Here is a 26,249-nt window from a genome sequence, read left to right as displayed (position 1 = left end):
CGCCCGGAAAAGCCGGGACCTTATACTGGTATGGCGACTAACAGGCTGGCGCGATGGACCCGGATAGCAAACTGCTCGGCAGCTTTTTGAAGGAACGGCGGGCGCGGCTCGATCCGGCAGCTTTCGGCTTGCCACTGGCGCGGCGGCGGACACCGGGATTGCGGCGGGAAGAGGTGGCTCAGATCGCCCATGTCAGCGCCACCTGGTACACTTGGCTGGAGCAGGGCAGGGGCGGGGCACCCTCGGCCGATGTGCTGGACCGGCTGGCGCGCGCCTTTGCGCTGACCGAGGACGAGCGCGAGCACATGTTCCTTTTGGCGCAGGAGCGGCCGCCCAAGGTTCGCCCGGCAGGCCGCTCAAGCGTGACCCCGCAATTGCAGCGGGTGCTGGACGCCTTTGGCGACAGTCCGGCCATCATCAAGACGCCCGAATGGACGATTCTTGCCTGGAACCGCGCGGCCACGGCGGTTCTCGCCAATTACGAGGAAATGCCCGAAGGCAGCCGGAACCTGCTCCGCATGATATTTGGCCCGGGCGGCGGTGCGCATTGGCCGGACCGGGAGGATGTGGCGCGCCTCCTGGTGGGTACCGTGCGGCGCGATGTGCTGCGTGCCGGGATGCGGGCGCAGACACAGGCGCTGGTCGATGAGCTGATGGACGAGAGCGCCGAATTCCGCCGGATGTGGTCCGAACAGGATGTCCACACCCATGGCGAGGGACTAAAGCGCATCCTGCACCCCGTCGCCGGGCTGCTCCAGCTCGAATATTCCACTTTTGCCGTCGATGGGCATGCCGACCTGGCGCTGGTGGTTTTCAACCCGGCAACACCGGAGGATCGCGCCAAGGTGCGCAAACTGGTCTCTGGATAGCGCAGGACGCTCGCTTGCCAGGTGGCATAAATTGGTATTAGCATGTCTAGATTGGTATTGTCCGGAGGTGGGGGCATGCCGCCAAACCATCTGACAGCGAGCACGCATGACCGATCTGCTTGTGAACCTCTATTCCAAACGCCTCGGCCAGCTTGCCGAACGCGTGAAGGATGTCGAGGCCACGATAAGGGTCGCGCTGCCGCCTGAGCAGCATATCGTCACCGATTGGGTGAAGACCAATTTCAGCGCCTATTGGGCCAGTGAAGTGGCCGTTGCCATGGCGCATCAGCCGCCCGGTTGCCTGATTGCGACGATTGACGGCGCGCTGGCGGGCTTTGCCTGCTACGACGCAACGGCACGCGGCTTTTTCGGCCCGACCGGCGTGCATGAGACGGCGCGGGGCAAAAAGCTTGGGCTTGCGCTGCTCTATCACAGCCTCATCGCCATGAAGGCGCAGGGCTATGCCTATGCGATCATCGGCTCGGCCGGGCCTATCGATTTTTACGCCAATGCCGTGGGCGCCGTGCCGATCGCGGCGGACAAGGAAGACATTTATCAGGGCCTGTTGCGGATCAAACCCGCGGACGGGGCCTGACATCTTTATGGGAAGACAATAATGGCCAGCACGACACCGCTCGCTCTCTTCGTCGGCATGCCGGGGCTGGAATTGTCCCCCGACGAAATCGCGTTTTTCCGCGAGACCAACCCCTATGGACTGTTCCTGTTCCGGCGCAATCTGGAGAATCCCGAGCAGATCCTGCGGCTGGCGGCGCAATTCCGCGAGGCAGTGGGCCGGGAGGATGCCGCGGTCTTCATCGATCAGGAAGGCGGGCGCGTGCAGCGGCTCAATAACGGCAACTGGCCGCTATTCCGCAGCTTCGGCGCCTTTGGGGCGCTGGCGCAAAAGGACATCGAACTCGGTAGGAAAGCCTTGCGGCTGTCGACCCAGGCCATGGGCGCGATGATGGCCGAACTGACCATCGATAGCGGCTGTACGCCGGTTGTCGATATGGCGCTCAAGGGCACGCATGACGTGATCGGGCAGCGCTCCTTCGGCGCCGATACGGATACTATCGTCACGCTGGGGCGCGAAGTGATCGCGGGCATGCTCGAAACCGGGGAAATCCCGGTGATGAAGCATATTCCCGGCTATGGCCGTGTCACGGTCGATCCGCATTTCACCTGTCCCGTGGTCGATGCCTCGCGCGAAGACCTGATGGGCACCGATTTCGTGCCCTTCATGCAGCTGAGCGATACGCCCTGGGCCATGGTGGCGCATCTGATTTTCACCGCCTTCGACGCCGAGCGTCCGGCTTCGGTTTCCCCCGTAATCTGCGATCTCATCCGCGATGACCTCAATTACGATGGCGTGCTGATCACCGATTGCCTGACCATGGAAGCGCTGAGCGGCACCTGGGCGGAGCGGGTGACCCGCGCGCTCGACGCCGGATATGACATTGCCCTGCATAGCCAGGGCGATCTGGCCGCGAGCCAGGCAGCAGTGCGCGCCGCACGGCCGCTGAGCGAGGCAAGCCTGAAACGCATTGCCGCCGCCAATGCCAAGCGGGGGAATTTGCGTGTCGACGTGAGGGCGTTGCACGCAGAGGTCGAAGACATTTTCGCTGCCAACGGCATCGCCTAGCCGCGCCGCCGTCCAAAATATAACGAAGAGGGATACTCCATGACATTCAAGAGCCAGGCGCTCACGGCGATTGCCGCCGCCATGCTGCTATCGGTGGCGCCGGCTTCGGCGCAGGTGGTGCTGACCGCCAATGCCGAGGCGACCACGACCTGGGTGCGCAATTTCAACCCCTTCGGGCAGACTTCGGCGCGCTATTCCACGCTCGATTTCATCTATGAGCCGTTGGTGATTTTCAACCGGGCCAAGGGCAACGAGCCCGCCTTCCGGCTGGCGGAAAGCTTCGAGCTGGCCGATGATCTGAAGTCGATTACGTTCACGCTGCGCGACGGCCTCAAATGGTCCGATGGCGAGCCGCTGACCTCCGCTGATGTAGCTTTCACCTACGATTATCTCAAGAAATTCCCGGCGCTCGATTTCATCAGCGTCTCGCCGCTGTTCGAGAGCGTCGAAGCGGTGGATGAGCGCACGGTCAAGTTTACCCTGGTGCAGCCCAATTCGCTGATCGCCTACCAGATCGTGCAAATGCCCATCGTGCCCCAGCATATCTGGGCCGATATCGCCGATCCGGTGACCTTCGCTAATGAAAACCCGGTGGGCAGCGGTCCGCTGACCGAAATCGTGCGGTTTACCCCGCAGGTCTATGACCAGTGCCGCAACCCCAATTACTGGGACAATGGCTCGCTCAAGGTCGATTGCATGCGCTGGCCGCAACTGGCAGACAACACGCAGGTGCTGGCGGCCTTGGCGGCGGGTACGCTCGATTGGGCGACCAGTTTCGTGCCTGATATCGACAATACTTTTGTCGCCAAGGACCCTGAGCACAACCATTACTGGTATACGCCTTCGAGCCTGGTCTCGTTCTCAGTCAATCTCGAAACACCCGACGAGAACAATCGCAAGGCTTTTACCGACGTCAATTTCCGGCGCGCACTGAGCATGCTCATCGATCGCGAAGCGATCGTTGACATTGCCGGCTATGGCTATCCGATCGTCAACGACGATCCGGCGATTTTGGGCGAGCTCTACAAGGACTGGGCCAACCCGGCCGTTGCCGAGCAATTCGGCCAGTTCACCAAATTCGACCCCGAGGCGGCCGAGGTACTGCTCGACGAGCATGGCTATCTCGATGCCGATGGCGACGGCCTCCGCGACAATCCGGACGGCACCAAGATCTCCTTCACGCTCGAAGTGCCCAATGGCTGGACCGACTGGATCGATGCGGTACAGATTTCGCTCGAAAGCCTGCAGGGCGCCGGGATCGATGTACGGATGGCCACACCCGAAGCGGCGGTCTGGACCAGCGACCTGATCGACGGCAAATACGGGATGACGATGAACGCCCTGGCGGCCGCCGCATCGCCCTATTTCCCCTATGTCCGCGCCTTCAACCCCGCCGACAAGGGCAAGAGCCGCTTTGTAGCGCAGCGCTGGTTCGACCCCGAATTGATGCCGCTGCTCGACCAGTTCACCCAGACCAAGTCGGCTGATGAGCAGCGCGCGCTGATGGACAAGGCGCAGTTGATCGTTGGGGAAAACCTGCCGATGATCCCGGTCTACAACAGCCCTTCCTTCTACCAGTACAGCACCAAGCGCTTTACCGGCTGGGCCAATGCCGAAAATCCCTTCGTCATCCCGACCGTGACCAACGTCAATCCAGGCCGCCTGTTGCACCTGCTGGCGTTGACGCCGGTTCAATAATCCTCGCAACTGGGCGTGGCCGGTCGGGCCACGCCCATCGTCCTGTGGCCTGAGCCGCATCATCCAGGGATAGATAAATGATCTTCTTGCTGCGGCGCCTCGCTTTCTACCTCGCCGCTTTCATCGTAGCGGCGACCATCAATTTCTTCCTGCCGCGCGTCATGCCCGGCGACCCCATCCAGATGATGTTCGCCAGCGCCGGCTCGGAACTGTCGCTGGAAAATCTCAATGCGCTCAAGCTGACCTTCGGCTTCATCGAAGCTCCGCTCTGGCAGCAATATCTGACCTATCTGCAAAGCGTGTTCACCGGCGATCTGGGGCTCTCGATCAAGTATTTCCCGCTGCCGGTCACCGAATTGCTGGCGCGGGCGCTGGTCTGGACTGTGGGCCTGATGGGGATGGCGACCATTCTGAGCTTTACCTGCGGCACGCTCTTGGGTGCGCTGGCGGCCTGGAAGCGCGGCAGCTGGTTCGACACCATCGTTTCGATGACGGCGATCTTTTCGAGCTCGGTGCCGGCTGTGGTCATCTCGCTCGTCATGCTCTTCGTGTTCGGCTACCAGCTGGGCTGGTTCCCCTTCGGCTATGCCGCCGATCCCATGCTCGATCCGGCTTTCTCGGCGCAATATATCGGCAGCGTCATCCGCCACGGCACGTTGCCCATGCTGACCCTGTTCATCGTGCTGGTGGGCGGCTTTGCCGTGACGATGCGCAACAATATGATCAACCTTTTGGGCGAGGACTATATCGTCATGGGCCGCGCTAAGGGGCTGGCCGATAGCCGGGTCATGCTGTGGTACGCGGCGCGCAATGCCCTGTTGCCAACCTTTTCTAGCCTCGCCATCGCCATCGGCACCGTGCTGGGCGGCTCGCTGGTGACCGAGGTGGTGTTCAACTATCCGGGCCTGGGCAATGTGCTCTATCAGGCCATCCTGGCGCGGGATTACCCCGTGATCCAGGGGCAATTGCTGATCATGACCGGCGCTATGCTGGTTTCCAATTTCATCGTCGATCTGAGCTATGTGCTGCTCGATCCGCGCCTCAAGAAGGCCTGAGCCATGAAACAGCTTTTCTCGGGCCTGCTCGGTAATCGCAAGGCGGTGATCGGCGCGATCATCCTGCTGCTCATCATCGTTGCGGCGCTGGCAGCGCCTCTGCTGACCGAATATGCCCCGTCCGCCCGGGTGGGGCGGCCGCATCAGCCGCCATCGCCCGACCACTGGCTGGGCACGACCCGCGTCGGCCGGGATGTGTTCACCCAGCTTGTCTATGGCGCGCGCACTTCGCTGGCGGTCGGCTTTGGCGCGGGGCTGATGATTACGGTCATCGGCACGATGCTGGGCATCATCGCCGGCTATAAGGGTGGGGTGATCGACGAGATCATCAACTTCTTCACCAATATGGTGCTGGTGGTGCCCAACCTGCCGCTGCTGCTGGTGCTGGCCGCCTTTATCGGCCAGGCGAGCCCCCTGGTGATCGCCATCATCCTGGGGCTGACTTCATGGGCCTGGGGCGTGCGGGTGACGCGGGCGGAAACGCTATCGATCCGGCAGAAGGACTTCGTCAAATCGGCCGAAATGCTGGGTGAACCGTCCTGGCGCATCATGGCGTTTGAAATCTTCCCAAATCTGATTTCCATCGTCGGCATCAATTTCATCGGCAGCGTCATCTTTGCGGTGATTACCGAGGCGACGCTGGAATTTCTCGGGCTGGGCGACCCCAATACGGTGTCCTGGGGCATCATGCTCTACAATGCGCAGAACGCTTCGGCCCTGTCCGTCGGCGCCTGGTGGGACCTGCTCTCCCCCTGTATCGCGCTGGCGCTGCTGGGCCTGGGGCTGGCCTTGATCAACTTTGCCATCGACGAGATCGCCAATCCGCGCCTGCGCACCAGCGGACGGCTGGGGCGCTGGACGGGCCTGGTCCGGGCCGGGGAGGGGCGGCTATGAGCATGCCCGTTCTGTCGGTCAAGAACCTCTCCATCGACTATATCGGGGAGAGCAGCGATTTCCGCGCCGTGGACGATGTGAGCTTCGATATCGCCCCTGGCGAATTCTTCGGCCTGGCCGGGGAATCGGGCTGCGGCAAGAGCACCATCGCCTTTGCCATCAGCCGGTTGCATCGTCCGCCGGCGCTGATCCGCTCGGGGCAGATTTTGCTCGAAGGCCGTGATGTGCTCGATCTCGACAAGGAGCAATTGCGCAAGTTCCGCTGGAGCGAAGTGGCCATGGTGTTCCAGAGCGCCATGAACTCGCTCAATCCGGTGCTGACCATCGAGACACAGTTCTACGATGTGCTCCATACCCATCTCGGCATGAACCGCAAGCAGGCGCGCGAGCGGGCGGCGCAATTACTGAAGCTTGTCGATATCTCGCCCGACCGGCTTAAGTCCTATCCGCATCAATGCTCGGGCGGCATGCGGCAGCGCATCGTCATTGCCATCTGCCTGGCGCTCAATCCCAAGCTGCTGATCATGGATGAGCCCACCACCGCGCTCGACGTGGTGGTGCAGCGCGAAATCCTGCAGCGCATCGACAAGCTGCGGGTGGAGTTCGGGTTCTCCGTGCTGTTCATCACCCACGATCTGGGGCTGATGGTGCAGGTCTGCGACCGGATCGGGGTGATGCTCGAAGGCAAGCTGGTGGAGGTCAATGCGGCGCAGGAGATCTATGCCGCGCCAAAGCACGATTATACTCGCAAGCTCTGGGCCTCGATGCCCCGGCTGCATGGCGAACAGATCAGGCAGGAGACCGCGCCATGACCGAGACCCCTATCCTAGCGCTCGACAATGTCTCCAAGGTCTTCGGCAAGACCGGCAACCCCGTCTATGCCGCCCGCTCAGTGTCCTTTGCCCTCAACGCCGGCCGCACACTGGCCCTGGTGGGCGAATCGGGCAGCGGCAAGACCACCTGCGCCCGCCTGATCATGCGCGAATACCAGCCCGACCAGGGGCAATTGCTGTTCCGCGGCCAGCCCGTGGGCGGTAGCGCCGTTGGGTCGCTTTCCGCCTATCGACGGGCGGTGCAGATGATCTTTCAGGACCCGTTCTCGGCGCTCAATCCGGCCCACACGGTTCAATACCATCTGGAGCGGCCATTGCGGCTGCATCAGAAGGAACTGGATGCGGCGCGGCGCAGGGTCGCCATTGCTGAATTGCTGGAACGGGTCAAGCTCGATCCGGCCATTGTCGCGGCCAAGTTTCCGCATGAATTGTCCGGCGGCCAGCGCCAGCGCATCAGCATTGCCCGGGCTCTGGCCGTGGGGCCGGAAGTCATCGTGGCCGATGAGCCAACGTCCATGCTGGACGTATCGGTGCGGCTTGGCATTTTGAACCTGCTCAACGAGATGAAGCGCTCGCTGGGGCTGGCGCTGCTCTACATCACCCACGATATCGCCACCGCCCGCTATGTGGCCGAGGACATTATCGTGATGTATGCCGGCCAGATCGTGGAATGGGGGCCGACCGAAAGCGTGCTCACCGATCCCCAGCACCCCTATACGCGGCTGCTGCTGTCGGCCGTGCCTGACCCGGATGTGCGGTTCGCGCAGTCCAGCTACAATGCCGAATTGGCCGATGTTGAGAATATCCGGCGGCTGTCCGCCGTGCCGCAGGCCAATGTGCATGAGGTTGGGCCGGGGCATTTTATTCGGCCGATTGCGGGGTAGGGACCTCGATCTGACCTCCCCTTGTGGGGGAGGTGCTGGGCTGGTGGGTGGGCAAAATCGTGCCCTGAACGCGCCAAGCCTCATTCCGCATAAACTTATCCGACTTATCCCCGGCTGGATTTCTTCGTCGCAATGTGTAGGAATAAATTCCTTGATTGCGACGGAGGCCAAAAGTGCAATCCAGTTATTACCCAATCGCGCAGGCAGTGCAAGGCGCACCGGCCGCAGCGCGGCCCTGGGCTTGCGATGATGTTGCGGCGCTGGTGGCGCGCGAAAAGAATGTGCCGATACGGCTGCTTATGCATAGTTCCCGCTGCCGGGCCGCTGCCGCTCGAGCCCGGCAATTGGCCATGTATCTTGCCCATGTCATGCTGGGGCGCAGCCTGAGCGAGGTGGGCCAGGCCTTCGGGCGGGATAGGACAACAGTCTCATATGCCTGCGCCTTGATCGAGGATCTCCGCGAAGACCCTGAATTCGACGCCTTCGTTACCCGGCTTGAGCAAAAGATCGACGATCAGCATGCTCTGCCCCATTGGGAGCCGCGCCATGCCGGCCATTGAACAGCTGGACGATGCGGTATTGTCCCGACTGGCGGCCAGCCGCGAGGCCGACGGCCCTGCATTTCTCGCGCCGCACCATGTCGCCGCAGCAAACCGGCTGGCAAAACTGGTCGAGCGCTCGCGCCTCGGCCCGCGCATCACCATGAGCTACGATGCCACTCGCATCGGCCGCAATGGCGGCAATGGGGTGGGCGAGACCTCCGATTCGGCAGCCGATGCCCGCCAGCGGCTCAACCGGATCGCAGCGGCATTGCCGGCCGATTGTTGGGGTGTGGTGTTCGACGTGTGTGGGTTGGGCAAGGGATTGCAATTGATCGAGACGGAACGGCGTTGGCCCCGTCGTAGCGCCAAGCTGGTGCTACGGATTGGGCTGGAGCAATTGGCGGGGGTTTTGGGGCTGTCGGCCGGTGCTGAAGGGCCGGAGGTGGTGCGGCAGACGGGGTGGCTGGAGGAGCGGTTGCCGTTGATTGCGGAGCAAGAACACTAATCGAACAACGAAGGCCCCGCTGGGGGAGCGGGCATCGAAGAATGGGCGATCGTAGAACCCCTCACCCTGAACATTCTGCTGAACGCAGAATGTTCTGCCCCTCTCCCTCGAGGGGCGAGGGGAAGAAGGAGGCTCAGCGCAGCGCCTTGGCCTCGCCGCGGATGCGATTGACCATGGCGACCAGGCCATTGGAACGCTGGGTGGTGAGGTGCTCGCGCAGGCCCAGCTTGTCGAACAGCGCAATGGCGTCGGTTTCGGCGATTTCTCCGGCGGGGCGGCCCGAATAGAGCGCCAGGAGTACCGCGACCAGACCCTGCACGATCATCGCATCGCTTTCGCCGCGATAGGAGAGGATGGTCTGGCCATCGCGTTCCGCGGTCTGCGCCGCCAGCCATACCTGCGAGACGCAGCCATGCACCTTGTTCTCGGGCGACCGTTCCGCCTCGGTGAGCTTGGGCAGGGCTTGACCCAGCTCGATGATATAGCGGTAGCGATCTTCCCAATCGTCGAGGAACGACAGGTTTTCGGCAATGTCCTGGAAGGCTTGGGGCTCGGTCATGGCCTGTATCTAGTTCATGCCTGCCCGCATTTCCACACCTGCAGACGCAAGAAAAAGCCGCAAGCACGGGCAACGCGCCTGCGATTTGGTCCCAGGAGATGCGAGGCGGCCTTGGAAGAGGGTAAGAGCGCCCTTCTGGACGGCTCTTAACCTGCCCGGTCCGGCCTTGGCCTTGGAAAGGGGACCGGGCTGGCGATCGGCGTCTCATGCATGGGGGTGCCGATCGCGGAACCAGATTGCATGGCGGCAGAGAGCACGGCCTTGCCGCCAAGGCATTGGAGAGTGTCGCACTCGATATTCTGCACCTGCTCGGCGACGACGCGCGTGCCGGTGGCGACAGCCTGATTGGAAAGCGCAGTGGCAGTGTCGGCCAGATCGACGCCGGGCTTGATCACGATATAGGCCAGGGTCAGCCAGAAGATGGATCGCACCAGTAACATTGCCAAAGTCCATATTTGCCGGGGCAATCGCAGCCCTCAGCGGCAAATCTAGGCGGCATTATTTAAACTGTGCTGGGACATTTCGATAAAATTTGAATCAAATCGCGCTCTGCCGGTAAAACCGGGCAACACCTTGTTTACGCTAATCCTCAAAACCCGCCTTCCATTGGCTCCGGCGCCTCGCTCGAGGCGGCGCGCTTAAGGCTGTCTTAGCTCTTGAGCGCGCAGGTTGAGCACAACAAGACCTGAACCCATTCAGGCAGATAAGACGCGTTTCCTGTCTTGTCCCCGTATGCCCCGGCGGCGTCAGAGTGTGAGTAAAAACTGTATGCGTAGCCTGTTCTCTTTCGGCGAAAGCAAAGAGATGAGACTGGCCGTTGCCGGCTCCGGGCATCGGCCCGAAGTGCTGCGCCGCAAGACGCTGGCCAATAATGCACGCTTGGCGATTTTCGCTTCCGCGCTGTTGATGCCCTTCGCAATCTACTGCCTGGTGACCGGCACGCTGCTGCCCTTCATGCTGGCAGCCATGGGCCTTGCCGGCGGCATGGCGACGCTGGCGTTGCACCAGCGCCAATTGTTCGACGAAGCGGCCGCCGGGCAGGTGATCGCCATCATGGCTATGGGGCTGCTGCTGACGCTTGCCGATGCGCGTTTTGCCGATGTCGGCATGGCTGTCGCCTCGATGGGACCGATTCTCGCCTCCCTGATCGCCCGCCGCCCGCTGCGGCGCCAGGCCTGGTGGCTGCTGGCGGCCATTATCGGGCTCGCCGCGCTTGCGACTACGTTCGGCATGCCGGCGATTGCGGTACCCAATGACGTGCTGACGACCACCTCGATCCTGACATTTCTGGGCTGTGTCGGGATTGTCGGGCACACGTCCAACCGCATTAACGCGGCTTATGAAGTGTACGACAAGGCGCAGGTCACCGCTTACCGACACCTGATTGAACATGTGCAGGACGCCGTGATTCGCTTCTCCAGCACCGGTGAAGTGCTGCTCGCCTCGCGCTCGTCCGAGCATCTCTTCGGCTGCCGCCGCTATGAGCTGACCGGCTCCGGGCTGGGCGAGCGCGTCCATGTGCTGGACCGGCCGGCCTATCTCAGCGCCTTTGCCGATGCCAATCTCGCCGGGCGGACCCGCACCATCGAGGTACGCATGCGCCAGGAGGATCCGGCCGGAGCAACGCGGGTGCCGCGCTTCATCTGGGTCGAGATCAGTTTTTCGCCCGTGCTCGAATCGCGGGGCGACGGCGCGCGGTTTGAAGTGGTGGCGCTCTATCGCGATGTGACCGGCCGCAAGGACGACGAGACCGCCATGGCCGAAGCGCGCCGCGCCGCCGAGGAATCCTCGGATGCCAAATCGCGGTTCCTCGCCACGATCGGCCATGAGCTGCGCACGCCGCTCAATGCCGTGGTGGGCTTTTCCGAAATGATGACCTCGGGCATTGGCGGGGAACTGTCCCCGACCCATCGCGAATATGCCGGGCTGATCCACCAGAGCGGCAAGCACTTGCTCGAAGTGGTGCGGATGCTGCTCGACATGTCAAAGATCGAAGCGGGCAAGTTCGAGCTGCAGGCCGAGCCGTTCCAGGTCGAAGGGCTGATCGAGCCATGCTTCAGCATGGTCGAGCAATTGGCCAAGGAACGTGGCGTGACGCTGATCGCCGAAGTGGGCAAGGGCCTGCCAATGCTGGTAGCCGATGAGCGTGCCTGCCGGCAGATCGTGCTCAACCTGTTGTCCAACGCCATCAAGTTCAGCAATCGCGGCGGCACCGTTACGGTGACGCTCAAGCGGCAGGGGCAGAGCCTCAACCTGTCGGTAAGCGACAAGGGCATCGGCATGGCGCCCGAATCGCTGCAGCGGATCGGGGAACCTTTCTTCCAGGCGCAGGACGGGCTCTCACGTCAGTATGAGGGCACGGGGCTGGGACTTTCCATCGTCAAGGGCCTGGTGGACTTGCATGATGGCACGTTGCGGGCCATGTCTGAGATTGGCGCGGGGACAACCGTCACTGTTTTGCTGCCCATAAACGGTCCAGCAATAAAGACGGAGGAAACTGCCATCGTAACGCCCCTCCATAAAGAGCCTGCCGCCGCTCCAATCAATTCATGGCCCGACGAAAAAAGAAAAGCGCAATGACGGCAACGACCCTTTCCCGCCTGCCCCTGCTGGCGGGCAGCGCCGCTGCGGCCTCTCTCGGTCGCGCTGGTAGCTGGGCAATCTCGCGCTATATGCGCGCACCCCTGGCATCCACCGGCCTGCTGGCCATGGTGACGATGACGGCGCTTGCCGCGAGCAACGCGCTCTATTTCCAGACCAGCCGCCACCCGGCGCCGCTTTTTACGCCCACGGCCGTTGTTGCCGATATCGTTCCTACGCCTGTGGAAGCGCCCGCGGCGGCTCCCGCAATTGCACCGACCCCGGTGCGGCAGACGGTTGTTGCAACGCCAGTGACCAATGAGACGACCGGTAGCGTGGCGCCGCTGGCCCAGCCGATTCCGGACGCGCCGGTGGGCAACAAAGATGCCTTCGAAGTACAGAAAAAGCTGACCGAGCTGGGTCTTTTCGACGGTGCGGTAGATGGCTATTACGGGCCCCGGACGGCTCGGGCGATCAGGGCCTTCGAGGAGCGTAATGGCATGGTGCCGACGGGCGCCATGAGCCGGGCAGTGGTCGACGCCATTTTGCGCGCCGATGCAGCTGGCATGGTTCCGGCCGCGCAGCGCCAGGCGGCGGCTCCCGCACCCCAGCCGGTAACGCCACCGGCGCCCGTGCCGCAGGTCGCGGTGCAGGCTGCCCCGGTTCAGCCAGCGGCCCAGCCTGACCGTGTGGTTGCACAATTGCCGCCTCTCTCGCCGATCGACGATGCGGTGGATACGGTGGGCAATGCGGCCGCCCAGACCATCGATTCCATCGTTGCGGCGGTCGATGGCCGCCCTGCACAAACGCAGCCCATTCCGGCCCTGCCGATGATGCCGACCAATCAGCCTATGCCGGCCCCGGTGCAAGTGGCTTCGCTCGAGCCCATGGCGGCGCCCCGGCCCGTCACGGCTGTTCAGCCCCAAGCCGCGCCAGTGCAGGCCGTTGCTCCCGTGCAGCCCGCCAACGACAGCCAGCTGATCAGCCAAATCCAGCGCGGTCTGGCGAGCCTGGGCTTTTATCACGCTCCGATCGACGGCAAGCCGGGCGATGCTACCGCCAAGGCGATCCGTGAATTCGAGAACTTTCACAGCTATCGCGTGACCGGGCAGGTGAACCCCGACCTCGTCGGGCTGCTGCGGGACGCCGGCGCGACCATCTAGTGGCCTCGCTTCGCAGCGATCTGTGGTGCAGCGCCTTCGTGCGCCGCCACAATGATCTGGGCAATATGTGCGTGGTGTCCCGACGGGGCGATCCCATAGCCGGGCAGGTGTTCATCGAGGTTGATCATCTCGATGGCACGGTCAGCCTGTTTACGCCCGCACCCATGGCGGGGCGGGAAGGCAATGACGCGGCGCTGGTGTTTCAGCGGCGGTTCAGGCGTGTGGAGCCGGGCAAGGTGCGGGACCGCATTGCACAGGAAATCGAGTTCGACCCGGACCTCTGGGTGCTCAGCCTTGATCTGCGAGGAGAAGACCCCGGGATCGAGCTGGATGCGGGGTCGCGGATTTAAGGATCAATCACACCGCACGTATTACCCCGCCCGGCGCAGGCCGATGCGGGCGAGGGCTTCGATGGCCTGGTCGACCACCGGATTGTGTGCCGGCGCCAGCGGCGTGCGGCGGCTGGTTTCGGTGAAGGGCTTGTATTCGGGCTTGTTGAGCTCGAGCAGGTTTACTTCGCCGCGCCAGGCACTCATCAGATAGGCCATGGATTGAGGCGCCACATTGCCAAAAAGCGTGGCGAAATCGGCCAGCGCCTGGGAGCGGTCGCTGTCGTGGCTGGTGGCGTGGATCAGGACCTTGAGCCCATCATAGGCCGAGCAGCCAAAGGCGCGCAGGATGACGAAGAGCGAGGCGCCGGTGACGTCATGGGCGATCTGCCCACACCGGACTTCGTCGAGCCCGGTAATCTGGCTGAGCAGGCGAGTGACCTCGGGGCGGCGGTTCTCGGAAAAAAGCTTCATCAGCGCCTTGGTGAGGTCGGCACTGGCTACGGTGAGCTGTTCCAGGGTCTTGCTGATCGGGGCGACCGGGGTGTCGCGGTCGGCAAAGGCCCTGATGACCTTGACCCGGTCATTATCGGAAAGATCGAAGAATGCCGGTGCCAGAAGGGCCGCATCGAAATCGTCGCGCTGGGCCAGCGATTCGGCGACCATGTGATCCATCTGGGCGGAACGGGCGAGGGCGCTGAGATAGGCACCGCGCGGCTGGATGGCGGTATTGGCGGCGAGAGCGCGGTAGACCTTGCGTGAATTGAGCTGGAACAGCTTGGCCAGCACCACATTGGAGAGGTCGGCGCGAGTGGCCACGATTGCGGCGGCAGGGACATCATCGCGAGCGATGATCTCAAGCGCCGTCTGATCGGACAGCGTCGCCGCCGATTGCAGGAAGCTGTTGAGGTCGTCGCCGATATTGTCGACGACAAGGCGTTCGAGCACCGGCGAGAGTACTTCGGCGCGGCCCAGAATGGCGGCGCCCTTGGCCCGGGCATTGGGCGCGGCGGTGGGGAACAGGCGGCTGGCGAGGGCCTCGAACTGTTCCATTTCGGGAGGCGTGGGCTTGCCACGGCGGGTATAGGCGTCACAGGCCGCGATCAGCAGCGTATTGGTCCGGTCGACACCGCCTGTCTCGATAAGCAGCTGAAACGTCTCGTAGGGCTGAAAACCAAGCATATCCGGGGACCATCGACTCGCATTCGCATCACATTCGATGCGCCTTCACTCTTGCCGTCGATTCGTTAGCAGACTGTTAACCTTGACGATCTCTTAATGCGTAGGCGTGAAAAGATTCACGTACGAATGACAGCGCGAGCGGCGTCGCGTGACTGATTGGTCCTATGAGTGCTGCCTTCGGTAGGAACGAAGGGGCAAACCGCTGGAGGCAAGCTTGGGAAAGCTCGTCAAATTCAATCTGCGTGAGAAGGCGCCCGGTACCGCGAAGAGGCAAAGCGGCGGTGCGCAGATATTCATTTTTACCGGGGTGCGTTATGAGCGCGGGACACCGTCTGTGCCTGACAAGCGGCTCGCCCCGTCACGGCCGAAGCGCAAGCGTGGCTGACAGGTTCGGCGCGGTGCTGCGGGCCGCTGGTTTTGTGCTGCTCGCAGGCCCGGTAGCCGGATGCACCGGTGGCGCACGGCCGGTCGGTGATTTCGGCCGGGCCGCGCCCAGCTTTACCCATGATACGGCCATGCCTGCCGTTGGCGGCTGGCTCGCGCGCCAGCGCAAGGAACCCTATTCCGATTTCAACCAGACCGACCAGGAAGACGAGATGCATAACCGCGTCTGGCGCTTCCTCATCGCGGCCCATGCCAAGGACTGGTTCTACGATACGGCGGTGGAGTGGCAGCGCACGCGCATCCTGCCGGAGGTGGACCGCAATTTCACGGTGGACCGTTACTACAACTGGCTCAGGACGACACAATATCAGTCCTCGCGCGTCCGCTATGCGACGGTGGGGCGCCATATCGCGGCCGATATGGATACCGTGCCCGGCACGTTCAAATCGATCTGCGAAGTGGTGGAGGTGGACCGGCAGCGCGGTATTGCCCTGGCCAATCTCAGCGGGCTGGGGCCGGATGAGGCGCGCAACGTGGCCAATCGCAAGGCCGAAAACGATATTCACATCGCCTGGTTCGTGCGGGCGCTGAATTATCGCTACCAGTCCTATAATTATGCGCTCGACCATCTGCTGGTGGAAACGCCCCATGAGCAATCGCTGGCCGTGGACGAGGCGCTGCGGCGCATGTCGGGCTATGTGGACCGGGCCAATCGCCATGATTTCTGTGGCGATGGTGGCAGCGCTGGGCGGCGTAACGATGTTGTCATACCGTCACGTTACGAGACGCAGGTGATCGACCGGGAGGTCGTGCTGCCCAAATAATCCGACCAGGTGGGATCTTCCTTGACTGAAGCAACCAGCGCCCCCAAAGGCACGCCCGGCGAGGTCTTCCTGGCCTTTCTCAAACTTGGCCTGACCTCCTTCGGCGGCCCGATTGCCCATCTTGGCTATTTCCGCGACGAATTGGTGAGCCGCCGGCGCTGGATCGACGAACAGGGCTATGCCGATCTCGTGGCGCTCTGCCAGTTCCTGCCGGGACCAGCCTCCAGCCAGGTCGGTTTCGCACTGGGCCTGTGGCGCGGCGGACCGCTGGGCGCGCTGGCGGCCTGGGCCGCCTTTACATTGCCATCGGCCATATTGCTGGTGGCGCTGGCCCTGGGGGCAGGGGCGCTGGAAGGGCCGGTGGCGCAGGGCGTGCTGCATGGGCTCAAGATCGTGGCAGTTGCCGTGGTGGCGCAGGCCGTATGGGGCATGGCGCGGAGCCTGGCCCCGGACCGGCAGCGTTCGGCAATTGCCGTATTGGGCCTGGCCGTGACGATGTTGCTGGCTGGGGCGCTGGGGCAGGTGGTGGCCATCGCGCTCGGGGTTCTGGCGGGGCTGGTATGGTGTCGCGGCGACCTGGCGGCGACGCATGCCGTATTGTCATTCGGCATCAGCAAGCGATTGGGTGCGGCGCTGCTGGTGGTTTTCGGTGTGCTGCTGTTCGGCCTGCCGCTGCTGGCAAGCGTCGTCGGCGCGCAGGGGCTCAATCTGTTCGACGCATTTTATCGGGCCGGATCGCTGGTTTTTGGCGGCGGGCATGTGGTGTTGCCGTTGCTCGACGCCGAAGTGGTCGGCAATGGCTGGGTGGCCAAGGACCAGTTTCTGATCGGCTATGGCGCGGCGCAGGCCGTGCCGGGGCCATTATTCACCTTTGCCGCGTTTCTGGGGGCAGTGAGCGCACCGGCGCCCAATGGGGTGCTGGGAGCGGCCATTGCGCTGGTGGCGATCTTTCTGCCGGGCTTCCTGCTGCTGGTGGGCACGCTGCCCTTCTGGGATGCGGTGCGGGCCCGGCCTTTGGCACAAGCGGGAATGCGCGGAGCCAATGCCGCCGTGGTGGGGATTTTGGGCGCGGCGCTCTATGACCCGGTATGGGTGAGCGCGATTGTGCGGCCGGTCGATCTGGTGCTGGCGGTGGCGGGCTTCGTGCTGCTGATGGTGTGGAAAGCGCCGCCATGGTCGGTGGTGGTGGCGTTGGCCGTGGCCGGCGGGGTGCTGGGGGCGGTGGGGTATTAGCCGCGCGGTGCGTTCAGCCCAACCCACCATGTCATCCCCGCGAAAGCGGGGACCTCTGTTTCGGGATGTTGGAGAAAGAAAACGGAGGTTCCCGCTTTCGCGGGAATGACATTGAGGGGTGCGTGCCTTGTTCCCTTCACACCCACCGCGCTTCCCTCGGGCTTGACCCGAGGGTCTTTCGCAGCACGGCATGGGTGGCGAGAGGTCCTCGGGTCAAGCCCGAGGAAGGCGACGGTGGGGTGGCGGATGAGAGGATAGTGCCCCGCACTCACGGAGTAATTGGTTCGCCCCGCGTGCCGCAATCCACATTGGCCAGGGCCTCCTCGAACCGGGCGCGCATGGCCTGGTGGGGTGGGGCGAGGCGGACGAGGACGAAGAGTTTGTCGCTGGCTGCCTCGACCACCAGCAGGCCCTCGGCGATGTCGAGCTGCTGCTGGGCCAGGAGCCGCGTCTGGGCCGCGTTGAAAATGCCCAATTCCAGGGTTTGGCCGATGCCGTCGCGATTGGTGGTGGAATAGGTGACGATGCCGGCCTGATTGAAAATGGCGACCGACCAGAAGGCGTCGGGCATGATGCCGCTCATATAGGCCGGACCCTGGCTGAGATCGACCTGGCACACCGCATAGGCAAGGTCCGGATCAAGCCGCAGCGGATTGGGCTGGCCCGGCTCGATCCGGGGCAGCACGACCATGCGATTGTCCGCTTCGAGCGCTTCGATACGGGTCCAGACGGTCTCCTTGGCGAGCATGGGCAGGGTGAGGATCACCAGGATGTGGATGATGCCGCCCAGCACGGCGCCGGCCATGAGCCAGATCAGAGTGCGGATCATGGGCAGCCCTCCCGCTCGATAGCGGGCATGGCATTGGTGCTGCCGTTGAGGCCGGAGAAAACAGTGGTGTCGTAGAGCGTCAAAACCAGGTTGAACGCGCCGGTGCCGGTGAGTTCCAGCCAGTTGCCGGGCATGAGGCTGGTGCCGATATTGAGCTGGATCGAGCCGTCATTGGCCCGCGCCAGACTGTCGGAGCGGATGGCGGCCTGGCCGTCGGAGGCCGCGACATTGACCCCGGCGCTATCGAGGGCGACGAGCGTCCAGAAGGTGGCGAGCGGGGTCGCGCCCGTTATGCGATAGGTGCAGTCGCGGGTCAGCGCCTGGCCGGAATCATCGGCGGTGGCGGTGAATTGGATGCCCTCGCTGAGACCAAGCTGCAAAGCGGCCTCGCGGGCAAGATGGCCGCGGGTATAGGGATTGGGCTGGGCCGAGCCGACATCGGGCCAGGCGCTCCAGGCCCCGATCTGCGCGCCGCCGAACAGGCGTCCATCGGTCAGCGCATACCAGGACAGGCCGAAGCCGATAGCCAGGGCAACGCAAACCATCAGCAGAAGGTGGATGACGAAACGCAATAAGAGCGGGCCTCGATGGCGGGCGGGGGACCTAGGCTATATCAACCACGCCATGGTGGAGAAAGGGTGAATTGCCCCATCCGGCCGCTGCCCCACGCTCTGGACAAACTGCATGTGGCCCTCTAGTTTTTTGATACGGCCAGAGGCGGCCGGCAGCTCGCGTCCGCAAGGACATGGCGAACGCCTCCCACCAGGCTTCCTGGACGTTTCACCGTCAGGCGAAGACGTCGGCAATGCGGGCACTGACCAGAGTTTCGCCGGGACGAAGGAACGATCATGCGCGACTATCGCGATGCCAAAGCCATGGCCAAGGCCATGCGGGACGAACTCGCCAACAATAACGTTACCATCAGCCATAGCCAGGCACTGGAGATCGTGGCGCGCCAGCTTGGGCTGGCCAGCTGGAATATCCTGTCGGCAAAAATCGAGAATGCCGAAAAGCCCGATGCCATCGCCTTCGAGCAGGCCGTGCCCATCGTGCGCATCTTCGATGTGCCCAAGGCGCACGAATTCTATCTCGGCTTTCTTGGCTTCTCGGTGGATTGGGAACATCGCTATGGCGAGCAATTCCCGCTCTATACGCAGATTTCGCGCGGCGGGCTGCGGCTGCATCTGTCCGAACATTCGGGCGACGCCACGCCGGGCGGCAATATGGTGGTCTATATGACGGGGATACGGGCCTTTCACGCCGAGCTCAGCGGCAAGAACTATCGCTATATGAAGCCGGGGCTTGAGGATGAGGGCACGCGGCTCGAAGTGACCGTGATCGATCCGTTCAATAACCGCATCCGGTTTATGGAGCTGAAGGGGTAGGGGTCGACTGCCCCTGCTGAAGACTCACCTCCCTACCGCCGCCTCCCTCGGGCTTGACCCGAGGGTCACTCTCAACACGGCGCAAGTGGCGGATGATCCTCGGGTCAAGCCCGAGGAAGGCGACTGTGTGAGGCGACGTTCGTCCAGCCACAATGTCATTTCCGCGCAGGGCCGCCCTAAAGCCCCGCGCTTGACCCTGGCAGGGCGGCACGGGCTTGGTCGGTGATGGGCGTGGTGGCGCGCAATTCGCCCTGGAACAGGCCGGCCAGGTCGAGCAGTTTGCGGGCGGCGCCGGGCGTCAGGCTGGGTGGGCGTTCGGCGACCGGCTCTTCCGCCTCGGCGGGATCGGCTTCGGCCACGACGGTCTGGGTGGGCACGAAATCGACGCCGAAGACCGGCTTGATATCGATATTGGTATGGGCATAGGCCATGAATTTCTGCCAGGCCATGGCGGGCAGGGTGCCCCCCGTCAGGGTCTTGGTGGGATGGTAGTCGTCATTGCCGAACCAAACGGCGGCCACGTAATTGCCGGTGAAGCCGCAGAACCAGGCATCGCGATAGGACGAGGTCGTGCCCGATTTGCCGACGACGGGAACGCCGGGCACATCGGCGCGGCGGCCGGTGCCGCCGGTGACCACGCCGCGCAGCATGGCATTCATGCCGGCCACCGTGGTTTCGCTGAGCAGGCGCTCGCGGGGCGCATCGATATCGGCCTCGTAGACCAGTTCGCCATTGAGCGTCGACATGCGGGTAATGCCATAGGCCGGGGTCTTGAGCCCGTCATTGGCGAGCACCGCATAGGACGAGGCCATATCGAGCACGGAGACCGAGGCGACGCCCAGCGCCAGCGAGCGGGTAACAGGGTAGTCGGCGCGCAGGCCCATGCGATGGCTGAGCGCGGCGATGGGATCGCGGCCGGTCTTGATCGAGAGGGTCACCGCCACAGTATTGAGCGATTGGGCCAGGGCGCTTTGCAGCGTCACCGTGCCCTTGTAATTGCGGCCGTAATTCTGCGGACACCAGTCGCCGATGCAGACCGGGCGGTCGGTAATGGTATCGGTTGGCTTGAGGCCGAGCTGCTCCATGGCTTCGGCATAGACGAAGACCTTGAAGGCCGAGCCGGGCTGGCGGGTGGAGACGATGGCGCGGTTGAACTGGCTCTTGCCATAATCGGTGCCACCCACCATGGCGCGCACGGCCCCGCCGGTATCGGTGACCACCATGGCGGCCTGCGACACATCATATTGCTCGCCATTTTCGCGCACGGTGGAGGTGACGGCCTCCTCGGCATATTTCTGCAGCGTGGTGTCGATCGTGGTGCGGACGACGAAATTGTTGGAGGCGTGGCGGGTGGTTTCGATGATCTTCTTGGATTCCTCGAACGCCCAATCGAGGAAGTAATTCGGCGAATTGGCATCGGCCGTGCGATCGACCGGGGTGGCTGGATGGCGGCGGGCGGCGGTGACCTGGCCTTCGGTGAGGAAGCCGGCGGCGACCATATTGGAGAGCACGAGATTGGCCCGGCCGCGGGCGGCGGCGAGGTCGACATGGGGGGCATAGCGGGTGGGGGCCTTGAACAGGCCCGAGAGCATGGCCGCTTCGGCCAGGTTAATGTCCTGCACCTTCTTGCCGAAATAGTAGTCGGCCGCGGCCACCACGCCGAAATTGCCGCCGCCCATATAGGCGCGGTCGAAATAGAGCTTGAGGATTTCGTCCTTGGAATAATGCCATTCGAGCCAGACCGCGAGGAAGGCCTCGATGATCTTACGCTCGATGGTGCGTTCCGAGGAAAGGAAGAGGTTCTTGGCCAGCTGCTGGGTGATCGAGGAGCCGCCCTGGGTGGAGGCGTCGCCTGAAGCGTTGCTCATCAGCGCGCGCAGCGTGCCCACCACGTCGATGCCGAAATGATCGTAGAAGCGCCGGTCCTCGGTGGCGAGCGTGGCCTTGACCAGGTAATCGGGCATGTCCTTGAGGGCGACGGAATCGTCCGAACGGATGCCGCGGCGGCCGATCTCGGTGCCGAAACGATCGAGGAAGACGACCGAGTAGTTTTCCGCCTTGTTATACTCGCCCGAAGCGGTGGCGTCGAAGGCGGGCAGGGCCAGCGCCGTCATCAGCACCGCGCCGATGGCGCCGAAGGTAAAGGCATCGGACAAAATTTCGACGAAGAAACGCTTGATACCGCTGACGCGGAACACCGACATGATGTCCTGGTACTTGGTCCAACCGCGGCCCAGCGCCTGCCAGAAGTCGTAAAGCGAGGAATCCAGCCACGCATCGGCCGCCAGGAAGGACGACTTCCTGCGCCGCTTGTCTTTCGTGTAGAACGGATCCTGCACCGCTGAGCGTCCCCTTCTGCCCTGTGGCGGACAATTGTCTGGCCGGCGGGCGGAATGCAACTTAATCGCTGGAATATGATTGCCAATAATGGCGCATAGGAGCGAACCGGCAACAGCGTGCCACAAGTCAGGTTAAGATGGCCTTTTGGGAAGAAAAAACGCTTGAGCAGATGACCGAGGCGGAGTGGGAAGCCCTCTGCGACGGCTGCGGCCGTTGTTGCCTGATCAAGCTTGAGGACGAGGATACCGGCATCCTCATCACCTCCGATGTGCGCTGCCGGCTGCTCGACGGGGATAGCTGCACCTGCACGGACTATCCCGGCCGGCAGGCCAAGGTGCCCGACTGCATCAAGCTGACGCCGCAGAATGTGACCGAGATCAAGTGGATCCCCACCACCTGCGCCTATCGCCGCATCGCTGAGGGCAAGGGCCTGGCCTGGTGGCACCCGCTGGTCTCGGGCGATCCGCAAACGGTGATCGATGTCGGCGTCTCGGTCGCGGGCCGAACCTTCCTCGAAACCGAAGTCGAACCTGACACCTGGGAAGAACACGCGGTGGATTGGCCCGAATGGGAACCGCCGGAGCGGCTTTAAAGTTTTGGCAATACTCGGTTAACCATAAGTATTAACCCCTGGTTAACCATGTTGTGGCCTGATCGCTCCGCTGTTGCAGGGGACAGGGCCGCCATGACCGATGCCGCGATTGCCAAGGATAATTCCGATCATTTCTGGACCCGGGTGCGCCTGGCGCTGGGGGCTTTGCGGCCGGTGCGGCAGGAGCGGGGGCCGGCTTATGGGCAGGCTGCCATAGCGCGCCAGATCGGTGTGCGGCCCAAGCTGGGCGCGCGGATCGAGGAAGAGCTGATCACGGCGTGGGATCGATCGGCGGAGGGGCGGGTCTCGATGAGCCTGCTTGTCATCGAGATCGACCGCTATCGCGAATATTTCAATGCCTATGGCAAGGGCGCGACCGATGATTGCGTGATGACCGTCATGCAGACCATTGCCGATGCGCTGCCCCATGACGACGACACCTGCCTGCGGCTGGGGCGGGCGACCTTCGTGGTGGCCTTGCCGGACGCTCCCGTGCTGATGGCCAAGGCGCTGGCGCAGACGATATTCAAGGCGGTTCGCAGCCAGGGACTGGCGCATAAGGAAAGCCATGCCGGGACGGTGACGGTGAGTATCGGGCTTGCCGTGGTCAATCCGGATGGCGGCTATGACCGCAAGTTCTTCGAGGCGGGCGCCGAGGCGCTGAAAAGGGCGCAGCGCAAGGGCATGGGGCGGCTGGAAATCACCGATCTGCGTCCGGCGCAGGAGCGTAAGCGCGCGGCTTGAGGGCGGGTACCTCTCCAGGCGGATTTTACTCTGGACGCATTCATAAACGCGGTGTCATCCCGGCGCAGGCCGGGATCCATGTTGAAGGCCATCAGCGCCATCCAGTGTGGGGAGAGGGCACAGCATGGATTCCGGCCTGCGCCGGAATGACATCGCGGTGGTGCAGTGTTTAACCGTCCCACTCACCGCGTTTCCCTCGGGCTTGACCCGAGGGCCACTCGCAACATGGCACGAGTGGTGGGAGGTCCTCGGGTCAAGCCCGAGGAAAGCGGCGGTGGGTGGACGCGATCCGCACACATGTCATTGCGGTGAAGAATGGATTCCCGCCTGCGCGGGAATGACGTGGTGGGTGGTCGGGGGACCGCAGCATTCCCGGGGTGGAACGCTGCCCGCGCTTGCGTGGGTGGCCATGACCCTTTAAGAGGGCCGTCCCCTCGCGCTGCCGCTGGCGCACCCCCTCATGACGGACAGCTCCAATGACCATTTCCTGTGGCCTTGATTTCGGCACGTCCAATTCGACCATGGGTTTTGTTGGCGCCGATGGCGTGCCGCGCCTGTTGCCGCTGGAAGATGGCCGGCCCACCATGCCCAGCGTGCTGTTTTTCAGCTTCGAGGATCGTGTCATCTATTTTGGGCGGGCGGCTTTGGCTGAATATGTGGCCGGGGCCGATGGCCGGCTGCTGCGGTCGCTCAAAAGCGTGCTTGGTACGGCCCTGTTCGATGACGGCATAAGGGTTGGCGCGCGGGCCTACCGCTTCGACGACATTCTGGGGATTTTTGTCGCCGGGCTCAAGGCGCGGGGCGAGGCCGAGGCCGGCATGCCGCTGGATGCCGTGGTGGTCGGGCGGCCAGTGCATTTCGTCGATGACGATCCGGAGGCCGATGCCGAGGCGCAGCGACAGCTCGAACTGGCGGTGCGGCGGCAAAACTTTGCCCATGTCGAATTTCAATATGAGCCGATTGCCGCAGCGCTTGATTATGAGCGGCAGGTGACCGATGAACGGCTGGCGCTGATCGTCGACCTGGGGGGCGGCACGTCTGACTTTTCGGTGGTGCGGGTTTCCCCGCTCAGGGCGAAATCGGCGGATCGGGCCGGCGATATTCTCTCTACGGCGGGCGTGCATGTGGGCGGCACCGATTTCGACCGGTTGCTGTCCATGGCCAAGGTCATGCCCGAACTCGGGCTGGGGAGCCAGACCCGAGACGGCAAGCGCTACCTGCCGGTGGCGCCCTATTACGATCTCTCCACCTGGCATCGCATCAACCGGCTCTACACTGCGCAGACACTGCGCGACCTGCGGGGCACGCGCCGGGAAGCGCGGGAGGCCGATAAGGTCGGGATCATGATCGAGCTGATCGAGGACCGGCTGGGCCACCGCCTGGTGGGGGCGGTCGAGGCGGCCAAGATCGAATTGTCCGATGCGGAGGAAACGGCGTTCGGTTTTCCGGTGCGCGAGAGCCAATTGCAAACCACCATGACAATCAAGGATTTGACGGCGGCATTGGAGAATTCGGTGGCGCGTATTGAATCAACGGTTGAAGAGGCATTGCGGCGGGCAGGGGTCGGTGCGGGGGATATCGATAGCCTGATCCTGACGGGTGGTTCGACCCAGGTGCCGGCCATTGCCAGCCGCCTGAGCGCGTTGTTTCCGGCCTCGGACGTGGTGCGGACCGACGTGCTGGGCAGTGTCGGGCTGGGGCTGGCGCTGGATGCGACACGAAAGTTTGGGATGGCTTGAGGGAGGCTCTGGCCGCCTTCAAAACCGCGGTGTCATCCCGGCCTGCGCCGGAATGACATTGTGGGTGGTGTGAGTCTTGGGTGAACGCCCTGGTCAGCCCGCCTCCGCCAAAGAGGCAGGCTGCTTGAGCTGTAGCCCGAGAACCAGCACCGCGCCGATGGCGTAGACCGCGACGACCGAGAGCCAGATGGCGCCGGGCCATTGCGCTCTGACCACGAAATAGAAGCTGGAAAAGCCGAGCGGGGCGGCAATCGAGGCAAGGCTTACGGCCGAGGCCAATACGCCCTGGAACTGGCCCTGCTGGCTTTCATCGACTTGCCTGGTGGCCAGCGATTGCAGCGCCGGCACGCCAATGCCGCCCAGGGCGAAGATGGGCATGATGGCAAAGACCATCCAGGCCTGGTTGGCAAAGGCCATGATTGTGAGGGCGACGCAGACACTGGCAATGCCGGTGAGAATGGCGGCCCGTTCGCCCAAGAGCTTTACGGCCGGACCGGGCAGGAAGGCCTGGGCCAGCGTCTGGCAGAGGCCATAGGCGCCCAGCGAGAGGCCGACCCACAGCCCGTTCCAGCCAAAGGTGTCGCTGCCCCAGAGGGCCCAGCTGGTGCCATAGGCTTCCCCGGACGCGCTGAAGACGAAAAAGATGAAGACGATGGGCAGAAGGCTCTTCATCGACCAAACCCAGCGCAGCGGGCGCAGGGGATTGAGGGCGGCCAGATCGATCTTCTCGTAGGAGGGCGTACGCGACTCGGGCAGCACGAAGAAGGCCAGCAGGAGATTGCAGGTATTGAGCGCCGCCGCGGCGATGAAGGGCAGGCGTAGCCAATAATCGCCCAGGGCACCGCCCAGCACGGGGCCGATGATGAAGCCGATGCCGAACATGGCGTTGAAGAGACCGAAGCGGCGGGCGCGCTTCGCTTCGGGGGTAATGTCGGTGATATAGGCCATGGCCACCGAAATATTGGCGCTGGTGAGGCCAGCAATGGCACGGCCGAGCAGCAGCAGCCAGAGATTGGGCGCAAAGGCGAGGAAGAGGTAGTTGATGGCCGCGCCGGCCAGGGAAATCAGCAGCACGGGACGGCGCCCCAGCCGGTCGCTCAGCGAACCGAGCACCGGCGCGAAGATGAACTGCATGATCGCATAAAGCGCGGTCATGATGCCGATAAAGGGCGCCACGTTTTCGGTGTGGGTCACCTCTGCCAGCAGCGAGGGCAGGATGGGGAAGATGAGGCCGATGCCAACGGCGTCCAGAATGATGGCGGTGAAGATAACAGTGAGTGGTTTGTTCATAGCACGCTCCGGCGCAAGCCTGCGGCGTGAGGCGCCGACAGCTCGCGGTTGTGCCTGACGGGTCAGGCGGGATTGGTTCTGTTTGGAGACGCTGGCCGCCATGCCGGATGGGCATGGTGGCGTGTGCTTGACCGCCTGGACGACAATTCGTCCA

At 63.3% G+C, this 26,249-nt stretch carries 26 protein-coding genes; 19 read left to right on the top strand and 7 right to left on the bottom strand.

What is annotated here, in order from left to right:
- Positions 1-53: 53 nt before the first annotated feature.
- The 10 genes from QQL79_RS11245 (at position 54) to QQL79_RS11200 (ending at position 8,922) form a co-directional block, all read left to right on the top strand.
- Complete coding sequence (locus QQL79_RS11245; protein ID WP_284390828.1) at positions 54-869, top strand: helix-turn-helix transcriptional regulator; 816 nt, start codon at positions 54-56, stop codon at positions 867-869.
- 106 nt (positions 870-975) lie between these two features.
- A complete protein-coding gene (locus tag QQL79_RS11240) occupies positions 976-1,464 on the top strand; it encodes a GNAT family N-acetyltransferase (RefSeq protein ID WP_284390826.1) in 489 nt (162 codons plus the stop codon).
- Between the two features lie 21 nt (positions 1,465-1,485).
- Positions 1,486-2,511 carry a glycoside hydrolase family 3 N-terminal domain-containing protein gene (locus QQL79_RS11235; RefSeq protein WP_284390824.1) on the top strand — a complete coding sequence of 342 codons (1,026 nt, stop codon included), beginning with the start codon at positions 1,486-1,488 and terminating at the stop codon, positions 2,509-2,511.
- Between the two features lie 39 nt (positions 2,512-2,550).
- Positions 2,551-4,209: an ABC transporter substrate-binding protein gene (locus QQL79_RS11230; protein WP_284390822.1), complete on the top strand. Its 1,659-nt coding sequence runs from the start codon at positions 2,551-2,553 to the stop codon at positions 4,207-4,209.
- A gap of 77 nt (positions 4,210-4,286) precedes the next feature.
- Positions 4,287-5,264: an ABC transporter permease gene (locus tag QQL79_RS11225; protein ID WP_284390821.1), complete on the top strand. Its 978-nt coding sequence runs from the start codon at positions 4,287-4,289 to the stop codon at positions 5,262-5,264.
- Between the two features lie 3 nt (positions 5,265-5,267).
- Complete coding sequence (locus tag QQL79_RS11220) at positions 5,268-6,158, top strand: ABC transporter permease (protein WP_284390818.1); 891 nt, start codon at positions 5,268-5,270, stop codon at positions 6,156-6,158.
- Positions 6,155-6,970 carry an ABC transporter ATP-binding protein gene (locus QQL79_RS11215; protein WP_284390817.1) on the top strand — a complete coding sequence of 272 codons (816 nt, stop codon included), beginning with the start codon at positions 6,155-6,157 and terminating at the stop codon, positions 6,968-6,970. The genes QQL79_RS11220 and QQL79_RS11215 overlap by 4 nt, the downstream gene beginning before the upstream one ends.
- Positions 6,967-7,875: an ABC transporter ATP-binding protein gene (locus QQL79_RS11210; RefSeq protein ID WP_284390813.1), complete on the top strand. Its 909-nt coding sequence runs from the start codon at positions 6,967-6,969 to the stop codon at positions 7,873-7,875. Before QQL79_RS11215 ends, QQL79_RS11210 begins: the two co-directional genes overlap by 4 nt.
- Positions 7,876-8,048: 173 nt before the next feature.
- Positions 8,049-8,435 (top strand): helix-turn-helix domain-containing protein, encoded by a 387-nt coding sequence (locus QQL79_RS11205; RefSeq protein WP_284390811.1) that lies wholly within the window; start codon positions 8,049-8,051, stop codon positions 8,433-8,435.
- Positions 8,422-8,922 carry a DUF6456 domain-containing protein gene (locus QQL79_RS11200; protein WP_284390809.1) on the top strand — a complete coding sequence of 167 codons (501 nt, stop codon included), beginning with the start codon at positions 8,422-8,424 and terminating at the stop codon, positions 8,920-8,922. Before QQL79_RS11205 ends, QQL79_RS11200 begins: the two co-directional genes overlap by 14 nt.
- A gap of 133 nt (positions 8,923-9,055) precedes the next feature.
- On the opposite strand, the gene QQL79_RS11195 is transcribed toward QQL79_RS11200, so the two are convergent.
- Together QQL79_RS11195 and QQL79_RS11190 are read right to left on the bottom strand one after the other, a co-directional pair.
- Complete coding sequence (locus QQL79_RS11195) at positions 9,056-9,481, bottom strand: SufE family protein (RefSeq protein ID WP_284390808.1); 426 nt, start codon at positions 9,479-9,481, stop codon at positions 9,056-9,058.
- Between the two features lie 146 nt (positions 9,482-9,627).
- On the bottom strand, positions 9,628-9,921 hold the full coding sequence (locus QQL79_RS11190; RefSeq protein ID WP_284390805.1) for a hypothetical protein: 294 nt from the start codon (positions 9,919-9,921) through the stop codon (positions 9,628-9,630).
- Positions 9,922-10,285: 364 nt separating this feature from the next.
- Between QQL79_RS11190 and QQL79_RS11185 the strand changes: the two genes are divergently transcribed.
- From QQL79_RS11185 to QQL79_RS11175, 3 genes are read left to right on the top strand one after another with little or no spacing between them, the layout of a single operon-like run.
- Positions 10,286-12,061, top strand: a complete 1,776-nt coding sequence (locus QQL79_RS11185) for a PAS domain-containing sensor histidine kinase (protein ID WP_284390803.1) — start codon at positions 10,286-10,288, stop codon at positions 12,059-12,061.
- Complete coding sequence (locus QQL79_RS11180; RefSeq protein ID WP_284390801.1) at positions 12,058-13,224, top strand: peptidoglycan-binding domain-containing protein; 1,167 nt, start codon at positions 12,058-12,060, stop codon at positions 13,222-13,224. Before QQL79_RS11185 ends, QQL79_RS11180 begins: the two co-directional genes overlap by 4 nt.
- Positions 13,224-13,574, top strand: a complete 351-nt coding sequence (locus QQL79_RS11175; RefSeq protein WP_284390798.1) for a DUF1491 family protein — start codon at positions 13,224-13,226, stop codon at positions 13,572-13,574. Before QQL79_RS11180 ends, QQL79_RS11175 begins: the two co-directional genes overlap by 1 nt.
- 21 nt (positions 13,575-13,595) lie before the next feature.
- On the opposite strand, the gene QQL79_RS11170 is transcribed toward QQL79_RS11175, so the two are convergent.
- The gene (locus QQL79_RS11170) at positions 13,596-14,735 is read right to left on the bottom strand and encodes a DUF2336 domain-containing protein (RefSeq protein WP_284390796.1); all 1,140 of its coding nucleotides are present in this window, start codon (positions 14,733-14,735) and stop codon (positions 13,596-13,598) included.
- Between the two features lie 377 nt (positions 14,736-15,112).
- Here QQL79_RS11170 and QQL79_RS11165 point away from each other — a divergent pair, with 377 nt between their 5' ends.
- Together QQL79_RS11165 and chrA are read left to right on the top strand one after the other, a co-directional pair.
- Positions 15,113-15,943, top strand: coding sequence for a hypothetical protein (locus tag QQL79_RS11165; RefSeq protein ID WP_284390794.1), 831 nt, complete (start codon positions 15,113-15,115; stop codon positions 15,941-15,943).
- 9 nt (positions 15,944-15,952) lie between these two features.
- Complete coding sequence (chrA, locus tag QQL79_RS11160; RefSeq protein ID WP_370461209.1) at positions 15,953-17,176, top strand: chromate efflux transporter; 1,224 nt, start codon at positions 15,953-15,955, stop codon at positions 17,174-17,176.
- Between the two features lie 268 nt (positions 17,177-17,444).
- Here the strand turns inward: chrA and QQL79_RS11155 are convergent, their stop codons facing one another.
- The gene (locus QQL79_RS11155; protein WP_284390791.1) at positions 17,445-18,005 is read right to left on the bottom strand and encodes a DUF1254 domain-containing protein; all 561 of its coding nucleotides are present in this window, start codon (positions 18,003-18,005) and stop codon (positions 17,445-17,447) included.
- Positions 18,002-18,577 (bottom strand): DUF1214 domain-containing protein, encoded by a 576-nt coding sequence (locus QQL79_RS11150; protein ID WP_284390789.1) that lies wholly within the window; start codon positions 18,575-18,577, stop codon positions 18,002-18,004. The genes QQL79_RS11155 and QQL79_RS11150 overlap by 4 nt, the downstream gene beginning before the upstream one ends.
- Positions 18,578-18,853: 276 nt before the next feature.
- Here QQL79_RS11150 and QQL79_RS11145 point away from each other — a divergent pair, with 276 nt between their 5' ends.
- Positions 18,854-19,390: a glyoxalase superfamily protein gene (locus tag QQL79_RS11145; RefSeq protein WP_284390787.1), complete on the top strand. Its 537-nt coding sequence runs from the start codon at positions 18,854-18,856 to the stop codon at positions 19,388-19,390.
- A 176-nt stretch (positions 19,391-19,566) separates the two neighbouring features.
- Here QQL79_RS11145 and QQL79_RS11140 read toward each other — a convergent pair whose 3' ends face one another.
- On the bottom strand, positions 19,567-21,729 hold the full coding sequence (locus tag QQL79_RS11140) for a transglycosylase domain-containing protein (protein ID WP_284390785.1): 2,163 nt from the start codon (positions 21,727-21,729) through the stop codon (positions 19,567-19,569).
- Positions 21,730-21,866: 137 nt separating this feature from the next.
- Between QQL79_RS11140 and QQL79_RS11135 the strand changes: the two genes are divergently transcribed.
- From QQL79_RS11135 to QQL79_RS11125, 3 genes are all read left to right on the top strand, one after another.
- Positions 21,867-22,322: a YcgN family cysteine cluster protein gene (locus tag QQL79_RS11135; protein WP_284390784.1), complete on the top strand. Its 456-nt coding sequence runs from the start codon at positions 21,867-21,869 to the stop codon at positions 22,320-22,322.
- 93 nt (positions 22,323-22,415) lie between these two features.
- The gene (locus QQL79_RS11130; RefSeq protein ID WP_284390782.1) at positions 22,416-23,066 is read left to right on the top strand and encodes a diguanylate cyclase domain-containing protein; all 651 of its coding nucleotides are present in this window, start codon (positions 22,416-22,418) and stop codon (positions 23,064-23,066) included.
- 476 nt (positions 23,067-23,542) lie between these two features.
- Entirely contained in the window at positions 23,543-24,805 is a 1,263-nt protein-coding gene (locus QQL79_RS11125; protein ID WP_284390781.1) for an Hsp70 family protein, read from the top strand.
- Between the two features lie 93 nt (positions 24,806-24,898).
- On the opposite strand, the gene QQL79_RS11120 is transcribed toward QQL79_RS11125, so the two are convergent.
- Positions 24,899-26,197, bottom strand: a complete 1,299-nt coding sequence (locus tag QQL79_RS11120) for a TCR/Tet family MFS transporter (RefSeq protein WP_348523180.1) — start codon at positions 26,195-26,197, stop codon at positions 24,899-24,901.
- Between the last annotated feature and the right edge of the window lie 52 nt (positions 26,198-26,249).

Origin of the sequence: Devosia yakushimensis (assembly GCF_030159855.1) — a bacterium.
GTDB lineage: Bacteria > Pseudomonadota > Alphaproteobacteria > Rhizobiales > Devosiaceae > Devosia > Devosia yakushimensis.
The sequence above is the reverse complement of the archived record's forward strand: the minus strand, read 5'-3'. Positions and strand labels throughout refer to the sequence as shown.